General features: G+C 59.1%; 18 protein-coding genes. 6 read left to right on the top strand and 12 right to left on the bottom strand.

Annotated features, from left to right (window positions below; genetic code table 11):
* Window positions 1-18: 18 nt before the first annotated feature.
* The 3 genes from rnr to dapE are packed head-to-tail and all read right to left on the bottom strand — an operon-like array spanning window position 19 to window position 4,046.
* Window positions 19-2,280, bottom strand: a complete 2,262-nt coding sequence (gene rnr, locus AC2FFF_RS10595; RefSeq protein WP_496882935.1) for a ribonuclease R — start codon at window positions 2,278-2,280, stop codon at window positions 19-21.
* Between the two features lie 47 nt (window positions 2,281-2,327).
* Complete coding sequence (locus AC2FFF_RS10590; protein ID WP_281973040.1) at window positions 2,328-2,903, bottom strand: TIGR04282 family arsenosugar biosynthesis glycosyltransferase; 576 nt, start codon at window positions 2,901-2,903, stop codon at window positions 2,328-2,330.
* Window positions 2,904-2,906: 3 nt separating this feature from the next.
* A complete protein-coding gene (gene dapE, locus AC2FFF_RS10585; RefSeq protein WP_142637192.1) occupies window positions 2,907-4,046 on the bottom strand; it encodes a succinyl-diaminopimelate desuccinylase in 1,140 nt (379 codons plus the stop codon).
* A gap of 208 nt (window positions 4,047-4,254) precedes the next feature.
* Between dapE and AC2FFF_RS10580 the strand changes: the two genes are divergently transcribed.
* A complete protein-coding gene (locus tag AC2FFF_RS10580) occupies window positions 4,255-5,313 on the top strand; it encodes a transporter substrate-binding domain-containing protein (protein ID WP_142637194.1) in 1,059 nt (352 codons plus the stop codon).
* On the opposite strand, the gene AC2FFF_RS10575 is transcribed toward AC2FFF_RS10580, so the two are convergent.
* Window positions 5,310-5,654: a DUF8846 family protein gene (locus tag AC2FFF_RS10575; RefSeq protein ID WP_281973039.1), complete on the bottom strand. Its 345-nt coding sequence runs from the start codon at window positions 5,652-5,654 to the stop codon at window positions 5,310-5,312. The genes AC2FFF_RS10580 and AC2FFF_RS10575 overlap by 4 nt on opposite strands.
* 117 nt (window positions 5,655-5,771) lie before the next feature.
* Here AC2FFF_RS10575 and AC2FFF_RS10570 point away from each other — a divergent pair, with 117 nt between their 5' ends.
* A complete protein-coding gene (locus tag AC2FFF_RS10570; protein WP_142637196.1) occupies window positions 5,772-6,107 on the top strand; it encodes a cupin domain-containing protein in 336 nt (111 codons plus the stop codon).
* Between the two features lie 64 nt (window positions 6,108-6,171).
* On the opposite strand, the gene dapD is transcribed toward AC2FFF_RS10570, so the two are convergent.
* Both dapD and AC2FFF_RS10560 read right to left on the bottom strand, forming a co-directional pair.
* Entirely contained in the window at window positions 6,172-6,999 is an 828-nt protein-coding gene (gene dapD / locus AC2FFF_RS10565; RefSeq protein ID WP_281973038.1) for a 2,3,4,5-tetrahydropyridine-2,6-dicarboxylate N-succinyltransferase, read from the bottom strand.
* Window positions 7,000-7,107: 108 nt separating this feature from the next.
* Window positions 7,108-8,025 carry a serine/threonine dehydratase gene (locus AC2FFF_RS10560; RefSeq protein WP_496882934.1) on the bottom strand — a complete coding sequence of 306 codons (918 nt, stop codon included), beginning with the start codon at window positions 8,023-8,025 and terminating at the stop codon, window positions 7,108-7,110.
* 79 nt (window positions 8,026-8,104) lie between these two features.
* Between AC2FFF_RS10560 and AC2FFF_RS10555 the strand changes: the two genes are divergently transcribed.
* Entirely contained in the window at window positions 8,105-8,947 is an 843-nt protein-coding gene (locus tag AC2FFF_RS10555) for an LOG family protein (protein WP_142637203.1), read from the top strand.
* 3 nt (window positions 8,948-8,950) lie between these two features.
* Window positions 8,951-10,048 (top strand): cystathionine gamma-lyase, encoded by a 1,098-nt coding sequence (locus AC2FFF_RS10550; RefSeq protein WP_496882933.1) that lies wholly within the window; start codon window positions 8,951-8,953, stop codon window positions 10,046-10,048.
* Here the strand turns inward: AC2FFF_RS10550 and AC2FFF_RS10545 are convergent, their stop codons facing one another.
* Entirely contained in the window at window positions 10,049-10,432 is a 384-nt protein-coding gene (locus AC2FFF_RS10545; protein ID WP_142637207.1) for a hypothetical protein, read from the bottom strand.
* A 160-nt stretch (window positions 10,433-10,592) separates the two neighbouring features.
* On the opposite strand from AC2FFF_RS10545, the gene AC2FFF_RS10540 reads away from it, so the two are divergent.
* The gene (locus tag AC2FFF_RS10540; protein ID WP_271949567.1) at window positions 10,593-11,513 is read left to right on the top strand and encodes a DnaJ C-terminal domain-containing protein; all 921 of its coding nucleotides are present in this window, start codon (window positions 10,593-10,595) and stop codon (window positions 11,511-11,513) included.
* On the top strand, window positions 11,510-11,848 hold the full coding sequence (locus AC2FFF_RS10535; protein ID WP_281973035.1) for a hypothetical protein: 339 nt from the start codon (window positions 11,510-11,512) through the stop codon (window positions 11,846-11,848). Before AC2FFF_RS10540 ends, AC2FFF_RS10535 begins: the two co-directional genes overlap by 4 nt.
* A gap of 7 nt (window positions 11,849-11,855) precedes the next feature.
* Here the strand turns inward: AC2FFF_RS10535 and AC2FFF_RS10530 are convergent, their stop codons facing one another.
* The 5 genes from AC2FFF_RS10530 to AC2FFF_RS10510 all read right to left on the bottom strand — a co-directional run bounded on the left by AC2FFF_RS10530 (window position 11,856) and on the right by AC2FFF_RS10510 (window position 15,372).
* Window positions 11,856-12,482, bottom strand: coding sequence for a cytochrome P460 family protein (locus AC2FFF_RS10530; RefSeq protein WP_496702772.1), 627 nt, complete (start codon window positions 12,480-12,482; stop codon window positions 11,856-11,858).
* Window positions 12,483-12,706: 224 nt separating this feature from the next.
* Entirely contained in the window at window positions 12,707-13,897 is a 1,191-nt protein-coding gene (gene rlmN / locus AC2FFF_RS10525) for a dual-specificity RNA methyltransferase RlmN (RefSeq protein ID WP_281973034.1), read from the bottom strand.
* A gap of 78 nt (window positions 13,898-13,975) precedes the next feature.
* A complete protein-coding gene (locus AC2FFF_RS10520; RefSeq protein WP_281973033.1) occupies window positions 13,976-14,353 on the bottom strand; it encodes a lysozyme inhibitor LprI family protein in 378 nt (125 codons plus the stop codon).
* Between the two features lie 142 nt (window positions 14,354-14,495).
* Window positions 14,496-14,663 (bottom strand): hypothetical protein, encoded by a 168-nt coding sequence (locus AC2FFF_RS10515; protein ID WP_185956689.1) that lies wholly within the window; start codon window positions 14,661-14,663, stop codon window positions 14,496-14,498.
* Window positions 14,664-14,838: 175 nt separating this feature from the next.
* A complete protein-coding gene (locus tag AC2FFF_RS10510) occupies window positions 14,839-15,372 on the bottom strand; it encodes an invasion associated locus B family protein (protein WP_142637215.1) in 534 nt (177 codons plus the stop codon).
* Window positions 15,373-15,497: the final 125 nt, after the last annotated feature.

The following is a 15,497-nucleotide window of genomic DNA, read 5'->3' as shown; positions in this document are numbered from 1 at the left end:
TGTTCCCGAGATGCGAACTCACTTCTGACGGCGTTTGCGTTCCACCTTGCGTTTGATCTTGTCCTTCTTGCGCTTGGTGCTGACTGCCTTGCGTCGCGTTGGGCGCTTGGATGCCCCTCCGCGCCCCGTCGGCAGGGCCTGATCGTCGATCGACAACAGCTCCAACTCCAGCCCGCCCGTCACAGGTGTCGCCTCGGTCAGACGCACGGTGACGCGTTGGCCGATGGCTATGATCAGCCCGGTGTCCGACCCCATCAGGGTTCCGGCCTCGCGGTCGAAATGGAAGAACTCGCGCCCCAAGGATCGCACCGGTACCAGACCGTCCGCGCCGGTCTCGTCCATTTTCACGAAAGCCCCAAACCGGGCGATACCACTGATCCGACCCGAGAACTCAGTCCCAACACGCTCGCTCAGATAAGCCGCCAGATACCGGTCGGTCGTATCCCGTTCCGCCATCATCGAGCGGCGTTCGGTATCCGAGATATGAGTGGCAGTTTCGTCCAGCCGGGCGATCTCATCCTCGGTCAGCCCATCGGCACCCCAGCCATGGGCCGAGATCAGCGCGCGGTGCACGATCAGGTCGGCATAGCGCCGGATGGGCGAGGTGAAATGCGCGTAATTCCGCAGCGCCAGCCCGAAATGGCCGAAATTTTCAGCGTTGTAATAGGCCTGCGCCATCGACCGCAGGGTGGTCAGGTTGATCAACTCTGCATCCTCGGTGCCCGCAGCCGCATTCAGCAGTGCGTTCAGGTGGCGGGTCTGCAACACCTGCCCCTTGGCCAAATTCAACCCCGCCGCCTGAGCCGTTTCCCGCAGGCTTTCCAGCTTCTCGGGTGCTGGTTCTTCGTGGACACGGAACAGCAGCGGGCGGCGCTTGGCGATCAGGGTTTCAGCCGCAGCGACATTGGCGAGGATCATGAACTCTTCGATCAGCTTATGCGCGTCCAGACGGTCGCGGAACGCCACGCTTTGAACATCGCCCGTATCGCTCAGGATAATCTTGCGTTCCGGCAGGTCCAGTTCCAGCGGTTGCCGCACACCCCGCGCCTTTTTCAGTGCAGCATAAGCAGCATAGAGCGGCTTCAATACGGTCTCTAACAGAGGCCCGGTGCGGTCATTGGGGGCACCATCGATGGCCTCCTGCACCTCGGCATAATGCAGCGAGGCGGCGGAGCGCATAAGCCCCCGCACGAACCGGTGGCCGATCTTGTTGCCCTCGGCGTCGATCTGCATCCGCACGGCGATACACGCGCGCGGGACGCCTTCGTGCAACGAACACAAATCACCGGACAACCGGTCCGGCAGCATTGGCACCACACGGTCAGGGAAATAGCTGGAGTTGCCGCGCTTGCGCGCCTCGCGGTCCAGAGCGGTACCGGGCTGCACATAGGCGGCAACATCGGCGATAGCGACCCAGATGACATGTCCACCGGGATTCTTCGTATCCTCATCCGCATGCGCATAACAGGCGTCATCATGATCGCGCGCATCCGAGGGGTCGATGGTCAGCAGCGGCATATCGCGCAGGTCTTCGCGCCCTTTCAGACCAGCGGGTTTGGCCTTGTCGGCCTCGGCAATCACCGTGTCGGGGAAGTCATCGGGAATGCCATGCTGATGAATGGCGATCAGCGACACGGCCTTGGGGGCTGACGGGTCGCCCAGCCGTTCGACAATGCGGGCACGTGGCAGGCCCATGCGGGTTTTGGGCCCGGCCTGTTCTGCCTCGACCAGCTCACCGTCTTTTGCACCAAGCAACGCACCTTCATTGACCAGCCACTCGTTCTGTCCGGCCTTGTCGATGGGCACGATCCGTCCGCCCTCGGTCCCTTTGCGGAAGATACCAACGATCTTGCGCGGGTTGGTTCCGATCCGGCGAATCAGGCGGGCCTCGTAATTATGGTCTTCCTCATGCACCACGGTCAGACGGGCCAGAATGCGGTCGCCATCACCCAGCGCAGGATCGCTGGCGCGGGTGATCATCAGAACAACCGGCTCGACCCCTTCGCCATGCCACTCCAAGGGCCGTGCGAACAGATCACCATCGGCGTTCGGGGCCTTCACCTGCAGCACGCTGACAGGCGGCAACCGGTCCGGGTCTCGATAGCTGCGATTGCGCTTTTCCAGATGCCCTTCGGCCTCAAGTTCCTTGAGGATCCGTTTCAGGTCGATCCGATCCGCGCCCTTGATGCCAAAGGCTTTAGCAATGTCGCGTTTCGAGGTCAGGGTGGGGTTCGCCGAGATCCAATCGACGACCTCTTGCTTGGTAGGGATGCGAGTCATGATTTCGGCCTATCACGGAGATGCGGCGGCGTCATGACCAAAAAGGGTCAGGCTCGCAGATCGGCAACCGTATCGACATCACGCAGCTGATCCAGCATCGCCACCCGGCATCCGGGGATCGAGGCCAGCGTGTCGGCCAGCGCATGTTCCGTCGACCAGCGCACGTTTTGAAACAGGCTGTGCGGCAGGGCACCAATGCGTTGCGCCCCGGCCAGCCAATATCCGCCATCCGGGGCCGGACCAAACACCATCTGGTTGCGCCCCAATGCCCGGAACGCGCGCGCGATATGCCCCCGTGTAACCCCTGGGATATCCGCACCGATCAGGCAGACTGGCCCTGTTGGCATTTCCCGCAGCATCCGCCCCATACGATCGCCTAGATCCCCACGCCCCTGTGGCGCACGTGGCAGATCAGCGGGCCAGATGCGGCTGGTCAGCCCTTCGCGGTCCGGCGAGACCGCCAGCACGATCTGCCAGCGCGGATCGCGCAGGCGCCGGATCAAAGAGCGGGTCTGATGCCGAAACCACCACGCCGCACCGACCATACCGATATCGCGCCCCAACCGGGTTTTGACACGGCCCGGGCGCGGTTCTTTCACCATGATCACCAGGGTGCGCTGCATGAATCAGGAAAAATAGTCGGTCAGGATACGGGTATAGACCGCCTTGAGCTGTTCAATCTGCGCCACCTCAACGCATTCATCCACCTGATGCATGGTTTTGCCGACCAAACCAAATTCGACAACCGGACAATGATCCTTGACGAAACGCGCGTCCGAAGTACCCCCGGTTGTTGACATCTCGGGCGTGACCCCGGTTTCAGCCGCAACCGATTTGGCCACCAATTCCGACAGAGGGCCAGGAGGGGTCAGAAAGCTTTCGCCCGATATCTTGATACGCACATCAACATCAACGCCAAACGCGGCGGCTACATCGCGCGCCTGCGCTTGCAGCCAATCGCTGAGGCTGGCGCCGGAATGCAGATCGTTGAACCGGATGTTCACGGTCCCGCTGCACTGTGCCGGGATGACATTTGTGGCGGAATTACCCGTGTCGATCGCCACAACCGCCAGTGTCGAGGCGTCAAAATGATCTGATCCCCGGTCCAACTCGTGACTGGCCAGCCTGTCCATCAGCCGGGCCATGGCGGGCAGTGGGTTCTTTGCCCGGTGTGGATAGGCCGAATGGCCCTGCACACCTGTTACGGTAAACCAGGCTGTCATCGAGCCGCGACGGCCGATCTTCATCATTTCACCCATCCTGTTCGGGCAGGTGGGTTCACCGACCAGGCAGACGCTCATCCGCTCGCCGCATTGATCCATATGGTCAAGCAGGGCGGTGGTGCCATGCAGCGCATCAGCCTCTTCGTCACCCGTGATCGTCAGGATGATCGCCCCGTCGGGCGGCGTGTCGCGTACAAAATCCACTGCCGCCGCTGCAAAGGCCGCCACACCTGATTTCATGTCAGTGGCCCCGCGTCCATACATGAACCCTTCCCGGATTTCTGCCCCGAAAGGCGGTGTGGTCCAAGCGGCCTCGTCGCCCACCGGAACAACATCGGTGTGACCGTTGAACCCAAAGCTTCGGGCGTGACCTTTTGCACCCCATCGCGCAAACAGATTGCTGATGCCGGCGCGATCAACACGGGTACAATCAAACCCCGCCTGTGACAGGACATCCTGCAGCAGGACAAGGGCACCGCCTTCTTCAGGTGTGACCGATGGGCAACGGATCAGGTCGGCCGTCAACGCAATCGGATCTGTCATGGTGGGCCCTTTCCATAAAATTTCTTTCAGGTTCGTGCACAGATTCAACGAATTGGCCCGATTGCCAACCCCAACAGGCCAGAAACCGCGGGCTTTTTCCACCTTGTATCGAACTGACACCCCCGGAAAACATGGGGCCTTACGCTGCGATTGCCTTGTCTGCCGGTTCGAATATGCGCTAGAGGGCCGCGAAACAGGTGATTTTACGATGACACGTGCTCTTTTCGCATTGATCTGCCTGACTTTCGCCGTTCTCGGCCAGCAAAGCCAGGCCCAGACGCTGACGGTTTCGACCGTGACACGGCCTCCGTTTTCTTTTGTCGAAGATGGAGCCCAAACCGGATTCTCGATGGACCTGCTTGAGGCGTTGGCTGAATCCCTGAATTGGGACTATTCCATCCAACGTTCCGACGCCTTTGGCGACATGCTGGGCGCAGTGCAGAACAGATCCGCAGATCTGGCCATCGCCAATATCTCGATCACTGCCTCGCGAGAAACGCAGATGGACTTCAGCCAGCCGATTTTCGAGGCTGGTTTGCAGATCATGGTGCCATCGGACGCGGTGCGCCGCCCGTCACTGCTACATGCGTTACTGTCGCGCGAATTGTTCATTGCTATCGGGCTTGCCTTTGCCATCCTTCTTGGCGGCGGCATGCTGATGTGGGTGTTCGAGCGCCGCTCGCAGCCCTATTTCGACCGCAAGCTAGACGAGGCCTGGTTCCCCTCATTCTGGTGGGCCTTGAATCTGGTGGTCAATGGCGGGTTTGAGGAACGAATGCCGCGCACGCCATTTGGTCGAATTCTGGGTGTAGTGCTGGTTGTATCTTCGCTGTTTATCGTCTCGGTCTTCACTGCGCGGATCACCTCGGTCATGACAGTGGATGCAATCAGTGGCAGCGTGAATTCGATAAATGACCTTTACGGCAAAGAGGTCGGAACAATCTCGAATTCAACCGCTGCTAACTTTCTGAACCGCCGCGAGATCGAGTTTACCAACTATGATGGGCTCGACCCCATGCTTGAAGCTTTTCGCAACGAGGAACTGGACGCCATCGTGTTCGACGCGCCGATCCTGTCCTATTTCGCCGCCCATGAAGGCCGCCGGATTGCCTCGATGACAGGCGGTATATTCCTGCGCGAGAATTACGGCATTGCCTTCCCCACCGGGTCCCCGCTGGTCGAAGACGTCAACCAGGCGCTGCTGGCGCTGCGCGAAGACGGCACCTATGACGAGATTTATCGCAAGTGGTTTGGGGCGCGGAACTAAGCCGTCTCTTCATCCCCGAAAAACGGGGTCATCTGCGCCACGATCACTGCATTTTCATCCAGCGCGCGCTGCATCAGGGCCCGTTCATCCGGGTCGATCTCGTGACCTTGCGCTTCACGTTCAGCCAAAGTGCCATAGCCTGTGACATCCAAAGGCGCGGTATCTGCCTGTTTCAGGATCGCCACCGTTTCGCGCACGGCCTCGGCCTCGTCGACGCCGCTGGCAAAACACATCAATGCCGCCCCGGTTGCGCCGTCGGGCAGGCCATCGCCATCCTTGCGACCGATCAGCACAAGCAGGGTATAGACCTGCTGACGCGAAGGTTTCTTTTGCTTTTCCATGCAAGGGGCCATAGCCGCGCACCTGCCTGCGGTCAAGCAGCCGGGGAATTGCAGTGGATCGCCTGTGCCGCCATAGTGCCCGCAGTAACCTGACACCGATCACAAAAGGACGTTGCCATGACTTATCCGGATTTCATCACAGGATTCCCAAGCCTCGACGTGCCCTTCCCCGAAGATGTGGTGCAAACGGCCGTGATCAGATCAGACGCGGGGCTGGTGGCGTTTTTTACCTTTCTTCAGGATTTCGAACTGCCCCTTCATTCCCATCTGGCACAATGGGGAACTGTGGTCGAAGGTGAGATTGAGCTGACCATTGGCGATGAAACCAAGAGCTATGGCCCCGGTGACAGCTATTCGATCCCCGCAGGAGTGGAGCATGGCGGCAAGATCAAAGCCGGGTCGCGCGTCATTGATGTGTTCGAAGAACCGGACCGCTATCCGGTCAAAGGGTAAGCGATAACAAAAAAGGGCCGCAGCGGATCGCGCTGCAGCCCCCTTGTTTGATCCGCGCCCAGTATTAGTCGCGCAGCAGCTCGTTGATCCCGGTTTTCGAGCGGGTCTTTTCATCCACCCGTTTCACGATCACGGCGCAGTAGAGGTTGATGTTGTTCTTGGACGGCATCGAGCCCGCAACAACCACCGAATAGGGCGGAACTTCACCATAGGTGACCTCGCCGGTTTCGCGGTCGACGATCTTGGTCGATTTGCCGATGAACACGCCCATGCCCAGAACCGAGCCTTCGCGCACGATGCAGCCTTCGACCACTTCGGACCGGGCGCCGATAAAGCAGTTGTCTTCGATGATGGTCGGACCCGCCTGCATCGGTTCCAGAACGCCGCCGATCCCAACACCGCCCGACAGATGGACGTTCTTGCCGATCTGCGCGCATGAACCGACGGTGGCCCAAGTATCAACCATTGTGCCCTCGTCCACATAGGCACCCAGGTTCACAAATGACGGCATCAGAACCACGCCGGGCGCAATAAAGGCGGATTTGCGAACGACGCAATTCGGCACCGCGCGAAAGCCAGCGGCCCGCCATTGGTTTTCACCCCAACCCGCGAACTTGCTGTCCACCTTGTCCCACCAGCCGCCGTCCTGAGCGCCGCCGGTCTGGATTTCCATATCCTTGATGCGAAAGCCCAGCAGAACCGCTTTTTTCGCCCACTGGTTCACATGCCAGTCGCCGCTGTTCTGCTTTTCCGCCACCCGCAGCGACCCGCTGTCCAGCGCGTTCAGCGTATCTTCGATCGCTTCGCGAGTCTCGCCGGTGGTGGCGGGGGTGATGGCATCTCGCGCCTCCCAGGCGGCTTCGATGGCGGCTTCCAGTTGCGCGTTGGACATTTGGCGGCTCCCTGCAGATTCTGTTCACGCTTGTGTTGCCTATACGCAAGCGACGGACTGGCTGCAATGCGACGCTGAGCGCACGCTTTGCGGCTGTTTGTTGCGGTTTCAGCCGTTCAGAGGGTCCGGTGAGATATTTCCGCCGCAGATCAGCACCGCCACCCGCTCGCCCGGCTCTGGCGTGTAAGCCCCCGAAAGCAGCGCAGCCAAGGCGGTTGCGCCTGCCGGTTCCACCAGAATCCGATGCGCCCGCCACAGGGCCTTCTGCGCCTTCGCGATGGCCTCATCACTGACCAGAACTGATTGTACGCCCTGTGCCAGATCGAAACAAATCGAGCCGATCCGCCGCGCGCCCAGCGCATTTGCCGCAATGCCCGAGACGGATACATCCACCGGTTCTCCCGCCTGCAGGGCTGCATTCAGCGCGCAGGAGGTTTCTGGCTCAACCGCCACGACCTTGCGCGTGCCTTGCAGCCAGGCCAGCGCCCCGGCGATCAGGCCGCCACCGCCCACCGCGATCAATACGGTATCGGCCTGCAGGCCCTGCGCCTCCCACTCGGCAAAGCAAGTGCCCTGTCCAGCAACGGTTGCAGGCGCGTCATAGGCATGGATCTGCATCGCGCCCGACGCATCCTCATACGCCTGCGCCGCAGCAAGAGCGTTGGCATATTCTCCCGGCACCACGCTCAGATCTGCGCCTGCCTGTTCAATCAGCGCAATCTTGGACGGCCCTGCCAGTTCCGGGACAAAAATCTTGGCCGGATAGCCTAGCGCCTGTGCCGCATAGGCTGCGGCTGCGCCATGATTGCCGCCCGATGCGGCCACAACACCAGCCTCGGGCACATCCGAACTGATCAGAGTGTTAAACGCCCCGCGCGCCTTGAAACTGCCGGTGTGCTGCATATGCTCCAGCTTCATTTCCACCGAATAATCGAGACCCAAGACACGGCTTTCCGTGACTGGCGTCACTTGTGCATAGCCGGTTATGCGGTGCTGTGCCGCCAGTATTTCGCTCTTCCAATTCATTCTCATCTTTCCGTGACTGGCACTCTGCGCCCGAACCCTATAGCTGTTTGGAAAACACGCAAGCAGGGATCGTTACCCCATGAGAGAAGACCGCCTCAGCCCGTTTCGCGACGCGCAGACCGACCGTTCGACCGCAAGCGAGGTACCCGACACCCCGCAAACCCGCTCACCCGCCTATCGCCTTGCCTTTGCCGATGAGGATTTCCTGTGCCGGGATGAGCTGCGCCCTGTGCGCCTGCAGCTGGAACTGCTCAAGCCCGAGATGATCATGACGGAGCGTGAGATCACCTCGACCATCGTCATGTTCGGCGGCGCGCGTATCCCTGAGCCGTCACAGAAACACACCGCGCGGACGGAAACGCTGGCCGGGCTGTCGGAATATTACGACGAAGCGCGCGAGTTTGCCCGGTTGATGACCGAGAAATCGAACGAAACCGGCGGGCGCGAGAATGTAATCGTCACCGGCGGTGGCCCCGGCGTGATGGAGGCTGGCAACCGCGGCGCGCAGGATGCGAACGGCTGTTCCATCGGCCTGAACATTGTGTTGCCGCATGAACAGGCACCGAACCTGTACGTTACGCCCGAGCTCAGCTTTAACTTCCACTATTTCGCCATCCGCAAGATGCATTTCCTGATGCGCGCCCGCGCCATCACCATCTTCCCCGGCGGCTTTGGCACCATGGATGAGCTGTTCGAGTCCCTGACCCTGATTCAAACCGGCCGTATGGAGCGTGTGCCCTTCCTGCTATTCGGTCGCGCGTTCTGGGAAAAGGTCATCAACTGGGAGGCGCTGGCCGACGCCGGCACCATCTCGGACGAGGATCTGGACCTGTTCCGGTTCGTCGATACCGCGCAAGAGGCGGTCGACATAATCGAGAAATGGGAACCCACCCCGCCCCGTGACGAAATACCGGGGCGCTAAACGATGGGGCGCAAGACCGGCGAGATGCTGCATCTGCGGGGCAACGCACTGACCAAGGGCGAGCCCGTGGCCCTGCCCCTGACCCAAAGCAGTATGTTCCACCTGCCCGGCGCGCCGGACGGGCATGATTTCTACGGTCGCGTCAACAACCCAACCTGGGAACATCTGGAACAGGTTCTCGCCCATCTTGAAGACGCCCCCTGCCTGGCTTTCCCGTCGGGCATGGCGGCGATTTCGGCCGCGTTGTTTGCCACGGTCAAAGCCGGGTCGCGCATCCTAATCCCGTCGGATGGCTATTACGTCACCCGCGTGCTGGCCGACCGATTTCTGTCAGGTCTGGGTGTCATAGTGACAGAACGCCCGACAACCGCCTTTTCCGAAGGTGGGTTCGACGGCTTCGATGTGGTCTTTGTCGAAAGCCCCTCGAACCCTGGCCTGGATATGATGGACCTGCCAGCCATCGCGTCGTCCGTGCGCGCAGCTGGTGGGATCACCATTGCTGACAACACAACCATGACACCACTGGGCCAGCGTCCTTTGGATATGGGCGTAGATATCGTCGTGTCCTCTGACACCAAGGCCATGGGCGGGCATTCCGATCTGCTGATGGGCCATGTGGCCAGCCGCAATACAGATGTCATGGAGCGGGTCGAGGAATGGCGGCGTGTCTCTGGCGCGATCCCCGGCCCGCATGAGGCTTGGTTGCTGCATCGTGGGCTGGAAACACTGGATGTTCGGTTCGACCGGATGTGCAGCTCGGCCCAGGTGTTGGCAGAACGGTTGGCGGCGCATCCGTATGTGAAAGACATCCGCTATCCCGGCCTGCCAGGTGACCCATCCTACACCTTGGCACAGGCTCAGACCACGCGGTTCGGATTCCTTCTTTCGATCACGTTGGAAACCCAGGCCAAGGCCGAAACCTTCATCAACACCTGTCCAATGCTGCGCCCTGCGACGTCTTTTGGCGGCGTCCATAGCTCGGCCGAGCGCCGCGCCCGTTGGGGCGACGACGTTGACCCCGCTTTTGTCCGTCTGTCCGTGGGATGCGAGCCGGTGGTTGAGCTTTGGCAGGCAATCGATGCCAGCCTGAACGCACTGTAATTACTTTTTGGGCGTGCGCAGCTCGGTGAACACGTAGATCGGCAGCACGACGCTGGCGATCAGCGCGCCCAGCCAGACCAGCAGTGTCGCAGCCAGCAGGTTGGAAATTCCGCCAACCGTCAGCCCATTGGTCACCAGATCGGTCACAAGCAGGCCGACAAAGGTCACGATCAACGCGATCCCGCCTTTCAACGAAGGCGCCCTTTTCTCACCCAACTTCAGGATCAGCGGCTCGGCCACCACCTGCACCAGCGTGAATACGATCACCACAACGATGAATGAAATCGGCTTGATTGCAAAACCGGTCAGTAGCAAAGCGGCCAACATTAACCCAATGGCATTGCCCGCCAGCAAGGCCAGAACCGATTTAAGTCTGCGCGTCATCGGCTAATCTCCGTCAATGAACAATATGAAACAGCCTGATAGTATCAGAGATTACGAAACTTGCGAACCAATTTAGCCACCGGTTCTTTTTGACCTGTTGAAATCACGTGATAAAATACCTTCATCATGATCAGCCCTTCCCCCATCCATGAGAGGTGAGATGAGCGACGATCCCTATGCCGCACTTGGCGTGGCCAAAGATGCCAGCGACGCTGAAATCAAAAAAGCGTATCGGCGCATTGCCAAGGAATGCCACCCGGACTTGAAACCCGGGGACGCCGAGGCCGAAGCCAAGTTCAAGGCCGCCGCTGCAGCCTATGATCTGTTGAAAGATCCTGAGACGCGCAAACGCTATGACAATGGTGAGATTGATGCCTCGGGACAGGAACGCCCGCAACAGCAATACTATCGCGATTACGCCGAAGCCGCCGGCAACCCCTATCGCGGGCAGGCGACGGACCCGGACGACATGTCGGACATTTTTGCTGAATTCATGCGGGGTCGCGGCGGATTTGGTGGGCAAGGCGGCCGCGAGTTTCACGCGCCCGGCCACAATCTGAACTTCACGCTTCAGATCAGCTTTCTGGATGCGGTATTCGGCGCCAGCCAGAAACTGACCCTGCCGGATGGGGACCGGATCGAGGTCAAGATACCCGCAGGGATCACAAGCGGTCAGACCATTCGCCTGCGGGGCAAGGGTGCCGCTGGCTATGGTGAGGGGCCGCGCGGCGATGCGCTGGTGACAGTATCAGTCGCGGATCATCCGGTATTCGACCGTCAGGGAAATGACATTCACATCACGCTGCCCATCACGATTGATGAGGCGGTGCTGGGCGGCAAAGTGGCGGCGCCCACGATCGATGGGGGTGTAAACGTGACCGTCCCGGCGGGAACCAGCAGCGGCAGAACCCTGCGCTTGCGGGGTAAGGGCGTGAAGAAGCGCGGCTCGGCCGAACGGGGCGACCAGTTGATCGAGCTGACCATTTCAATGCCCGATCAAATCGATGATGAGTTGAGGCAATTTATGGATTCATGGCGAGAAACCCACCGCTATGACCCACGCAAAGGAATGCCGTCATGACCCGCACTCTGACCGAAGAGGAACTGATCACCGCCGTAGCCCGGCTGACTTCGACCCGATTGACAGAATATCTGGCCGCCGAAATCGTGATCCCCGAACAAACAGATCGCGGATTGGTCTATCACAGCCTCGACGTTGCCCGGCTGGAGTTGGCCTGCGAGTTGCACGACCAATACGAAATGGAGGCAGACGCAGTGTCGATGATGATTTCCCTGATCGACCAGATGCATGGGTTGCGCGCAGAACTTCGAGAGGTCCTGAACGCCGTCGCAGCGCAGCCAGATCCGGTTCGTCAGCAACTGATCAAAGTGATCGGCACCGCGAGATTTGGGTGAGAGAGGCCTAATTGTCGACCAGATATTCTTCGGGAACGAAGAATGTGTAATCTCGGTCGGCAACCGCCTCGTGGCAATCGTGGCAATACGCAACTGCGTTGGCGCGATCCCCCATCGTGTCCCCAAACAATGACCCATCCGGCATGACCATGATATAACGCCAATCAGCCGTAGCAGGGTTGGCGCCCTCGGCCAGTTTCTGCATGACGAACATCGCGCCGGGATGGCTTTTCCCCTCATCCGTAACGGTCACGCTGTCCTTGGCCAGCACAGACCCCACCGGAAGCTTTTCGCCTTCCGTCAGGGTTGCATAATTATACGCCATCCGGTTTGCATAGCTGTTCACAAATCGCCGACCATGGGTTTCAGATATATAGGGCGCATCGTTGTACAGCGGCCAGTTTTGGTAATTCAGAAGCAGATCCAACTGCGCTGCGGCATAGCCGCGTGCCATCCGGCGCTGCAACGAGTCATAAATTTCACGCGCGTCGTCCTTGGTCAGATCAGCCGGATTTTCGATAGCCAGATGAGCATCCTCATCATTTGACTGCGCAACAGCATCAGTTACGGCGACGGCCGCACAAGCCAAAACTAAAACAAAATTAAAGTACGGAATTTTCAATCGAAACATCATCGAGATAACCCAACTCGTAACCTGTTATGCCGCAATCGGCACACGGAGCTGAAATACAAGGTAGCCGCCGTGAACGAATTTGCCACATGCCAGCCACCGAACTCACCCTATTGTGCGCAAGTGAGCCTGGTGCATCCACACCTAGCCAATGAAACATATCAAATTTTGCATTCGATAGACAGCGCCCCAAAAATTAATTTTGCGACGCCCTTCTATTCAGCCGCTTATCCGCGGTCGAGACCGGCCTCGGCCTCAATCTGCTTGCGCGATTTACGGGCGCGTTCGGTGGCCGATTTCAGCTGACCGCAGGCCGCCATAATGTCCTCGCCCCGCGTCTTGCGGATGGGCGAGGCATACCCGGCCTGATAGATGATATTGGCAAAAGCCCGAATACGATTGTTTGAGCTGCGCTTATACGGCGCGCCGGGCCATTCGTTGAACGGGATCAGATTGATCTTGGCCGGGATTTTGTAGCGCTTGATATGTTCGATCAGACGATGCGCATCCTCATCGCTGTCATTCACACCATCAAGCATCACGTATTCAAACGTAATCCGTTCCGAATTGGAAACCTTGGGATAGCTGGCCAAAGCCTGCAGCAACTCTTCGATATTCCAGCGTTTGTTGATCGGCACCAGCACATCGCGGACTTCATTGGTCGTCGCGTGGAACGAAATTGCCAGCAGGCAGCCGATTTCCTTCGCGGTACGCGCAATCTCGGGCACCACGCCCGATGTCGACAGGGTAATCCGGCGGCGAGACAGCGAGATACCTTCGGGGTCCATCGCGATTTTCATCGCGTCGCGGACGTTCTCAAAATTGTAAAGAGGCTCGCCCATACCCATCAGAACGATGTTCGACAGCAGGCGGGTTTCGTCCTTGGGCGCACCCGGTACCGGCCACTCGTCAAGATCATCCCGCGCCATCATCACCTGACCGACAATTTCCGCCGCCGTCAGGTTGCGCACCAGTTTCTGCGTGCCTGTATGGCAGAAGGAACAAGTCAGCGTGCAACCGACCTGAGACGAGATACACAGCGTGCCGCGATCGTCCTCGGGAATATAGACCACCTCGACCTCATGGCCGCCAGCAATACGGACCAGATACTTGCGTGTGCCATCCTCGGACACCTGTCGGGTCACAACCTCGGGGATTTCGATCACGAAATGCTCGGCCAGCTGGGTGCGATAGGCTTTGGCCAGATTGGTCATCTCGGCAAAGTCGCGCACACCCCATTGGTAAATCCACTGCCAGATCTGGCCCGTGCGCATCTTGGCCTGTTTTTCAGGCGTGCCGTGTTCGATCAGGGTCTCGCGCAGGCGATCCCGGGTCAACCCGACAAGGTTCAGCTTCCCCTCCGGCAATTTGCGGGGGATGGTCATGACGTCTTGAGTGATCGGCGCTTTGGGCGACATAGGTGGGTCTCGAAGATTCTGGCTTGGAATGCGCCTCTATATAGGACTGCTCGCAAAGATCAAAAGAATTCGTCGCGCCTAATTTGCAAAACGCAGCAATTCGTCAATCCGCAGGCGCCCCAATTCAATCCGGCAAGAGGTGATACCAATGCCGGTTCCCGACCCACCACCAAAAGACGCGCCGACCGCCTCGCACTGCGCATCACGATACCCGACCCAGGCGCTTTGCGCCGCCTCCATCGCAGGCGCCGCGCTTGGCCGTCCGGTCACCTCGTCCAACGCGTTGGCTGCATCCATGGCAAAGCCAAAACTATCGGTCAGCGCGGCCTCAACTCCCGCTTCCATACTGGCAACGCAAGATCCGATTTCGACTTGTGAACTTGCGTTCGTGCATTCCATTGCAGGATCCGCCACAGCCAACGTGGGGGTTAAAACAGCCAGTATCACCAAACGCATGACATACTCCTCGAAGGGTCGTTAGACTAACGCGTTCAGCTTAGCACAGCGACGCCAGAGGTTACAAAAAACCGCGGGGATCAACCCCGCGGTCATTCGTACTCTTATGCCGCCCGGACGTTTCCAGGCCAGCCGTATTGGATCACGCACCTGCTGGTGGAATAAAGCAATCCTCGGCGTCCAGCGTTTTGACCGGATCGTTTGGCCCACATTGCTCTCCCGAAACCGGGTATGTCTCAGCGGATTTATCACAAGCGCTCAGCAATACGACGGCGGTCAGCACAAACAGGCCCAAAACTTTCTTCTGCATCGATGCTCTCCTTTTCTCTCTGCTTGAACCGATTAGTTCAGTATTTCAGAGCGCGGAGCATTGACGCAGATCAAATTTATAGATGACGTTAAGTTAAGCTATGAAGGAGGGCGGTCCTATCCTGCGAAACTGGCACCACTTTGCGAGCCTGGCCAATGCCCGAGCGCTGGCGCGCTCAGTTGGTACAGCGTTTCTCGGCGTCGTCTAAAGCGGCTGTGAAGCCCAGCAATGAGAAAGTATCTTTGGTCTGAGTGCCGCGTTCGGACCGGGCGGTCAGCACTGCTTCGGTACCGCTTTTCATGGCAGCGATTACTTTTTGGTCATCACCCTCTGACGCGGGCCAGGCCCATTCGCCTTCGGTGCTGAATTCGAAGCTGTTACCGTCGATGGATACAGATACGGTCGATCCCGCGGCAAACGGATAGCCCCCGGTGAATGAAACGCGCCCCTTCACATCGGGATCAGGTCTGAATACGACAAACAGCAGGATGTCGCTGCGCCTCACCGAAACAACGCGCCCGCCGCGCGTGTTGACGGTTTCATCCGGCGTTGCAACGCTCCAGCATTCGGTTGGGTCCTCTTCCACAAACACACTCCAGTCGGTGTTTACGGATACTCTATTGGTGCTGTCTGCCTGCTGAGCGGTTGCAGCCGTTGTCATCCCTGCCACGCACAGGCCCGCGATTACGCGGACGAGCTTTGATCCCATCTGTCCAGCCTCCTAGCTCGACCTAATACCTCATACCCACCGGAATGGCTCGCGAACCCTGACGGTTCGTCTGTAAGTTGCGTCTTCCGGTGATTGCCGACATACACACACTATCGCAAGTTTCG

Source organism: Ruegeria sp. YTSA226, assembly GCF_059609905.1.
Note: the sequence above shows the minus strand (reverse complement) of the source record. Positions and strands in the feature narration are given on the sequence as shown.

Excerpts from the sequence above, each read along its gene's own strand:
- rnr (WP_496882935.1), bottom strand. The coding sequence starts at position 2,280 with ATGACTCGCATCCCTACCAAGCAAGAGGTCGTCGATTGGATCTCGGCG.
- AC2FFF_RS10590 (WP_281973040.1), bottom strand. The coding sequence starts at position 2,903 with ATGCAGCGCACCCTGGTGATCATGGTGAAAGAACCGCGCCCGGGCCGT.
- dapE (WP_142637192.1), bottom strand. The coding sequence starts at position 4,046 with ATGACAGATCCGATTGCGTTGACGGCCGACCTGATCCGTTGCCCATCG.
- AC2FFF_RS10580 (WP_142637194.1), top strand. The coding sequence starts at position 4,255 with ATGACACGTGCTCTTTTCGCATTGATCTGCCTGACTTTCGCCGTTCTC.
- AC2FFF_RS10575 (WP_281973039.1), bottom strand. The coding sequence starts at position 5,654 with ATGGAAAAGCAAAAGAAACCTTCGCGTCAGCAGGTCTATACCCTGCTT.
- AC2FFF_RS10570 (WP_142637196.1), top strand. The coding sequence starts at position 5,772 with ATGACTTATCCGGATTTCATCACAGGATTCCCAAGCCTCGACGTGCCC.
- dapD (WP_281973038.1), bottom strand. The coding sequence starts at position 6,999 with ATGTCCAACGCGCAACTGGAAGCCGCCATCGAAGCCGCCTGGGAGGCG.
- AC2FFF_RS10560 (WP_496882934.1), bottom strand. The coding sequence starts at position 8,025 with ATGAATTGGAAGAGCGAAATACTGGCGGCACAGCACCGCATAACCGGC.
- AC2FFF_RS10555 (WP_142637203.1), top strand. The coding sequence starts at position 8,105 with ATGAGAGAAGACCGCCTCAGCCCGTTTCGCGACGCGCAGACCGACCGT.
- AC2FFF_RS10550 (WP_496882933.1), top strand. The coding sequence starts at position 8,951 with ATGGGGCGCAAGACCGGCGAGATGCTGCATCTGCGGGGCAACGCACTG.
- AC2FFF_RS10545 (WP_142637207.1), bottom strand. The coding sequence starts at position 10,432 with ATGACGCGCAGACTTAAATCGGTTCTGGCCTTGCTGGCGGGCAATGCC.
- AC2FFF_RS10540 (WP_271949567.1), top strand. The coding sequence starts at position 10,593 with ATGAGCGACGATCCCTATGCCGCACTTGGCGTGGCCAAAGATGCCAGC.
- AC2FFF_RS10535 (WP_281973035.1), top strand. The coding sequence starts at position 11,510 with ATGACCCGCACTCTGACCGAAGAGGAACTGATCACCGCCGTAGCCCGG.
- AC2FFF_RS10530 (WP_496702772.1), bottom strand. The coding sequence starts at position 12,482 with ATGATGTTTCGATTGAAAATTCCGTACTTTAATTTTGTTTTAGTTTTG.
- rlmN (WP_281973034.1), bottom strand. The coding sequence starts at position 13,897 with ATGTCGCCCAAAGCGCCGATCACTCAAGACGTCATGACCATCCCCCGC.
- AC2FFF_RS10520 (WP_281973033.1), bottom strand. The coding sequence starts at position 14,353 with ATGCGTTTGGTGATACTGGCTGTTTTAACCCCCACGTTGGCTGTGGCG.
- AC2FFF_RS10515 (WP_185956689.1), bottom strand. The coding sequence starts at position 14,663 with ATGCAGAAGAAAGTTTTGGGCCTGTTTGTGCTGACCGCCGTCGTATTG.
- AC2FFF_RS10510 (WP_142637215.1), bottom strand. The coding sequence starts at position 15,372 with ATGGGATCAAAGCTCGTCCGCGTAATCGCGGGCCTGTGCGTGGCAGGG.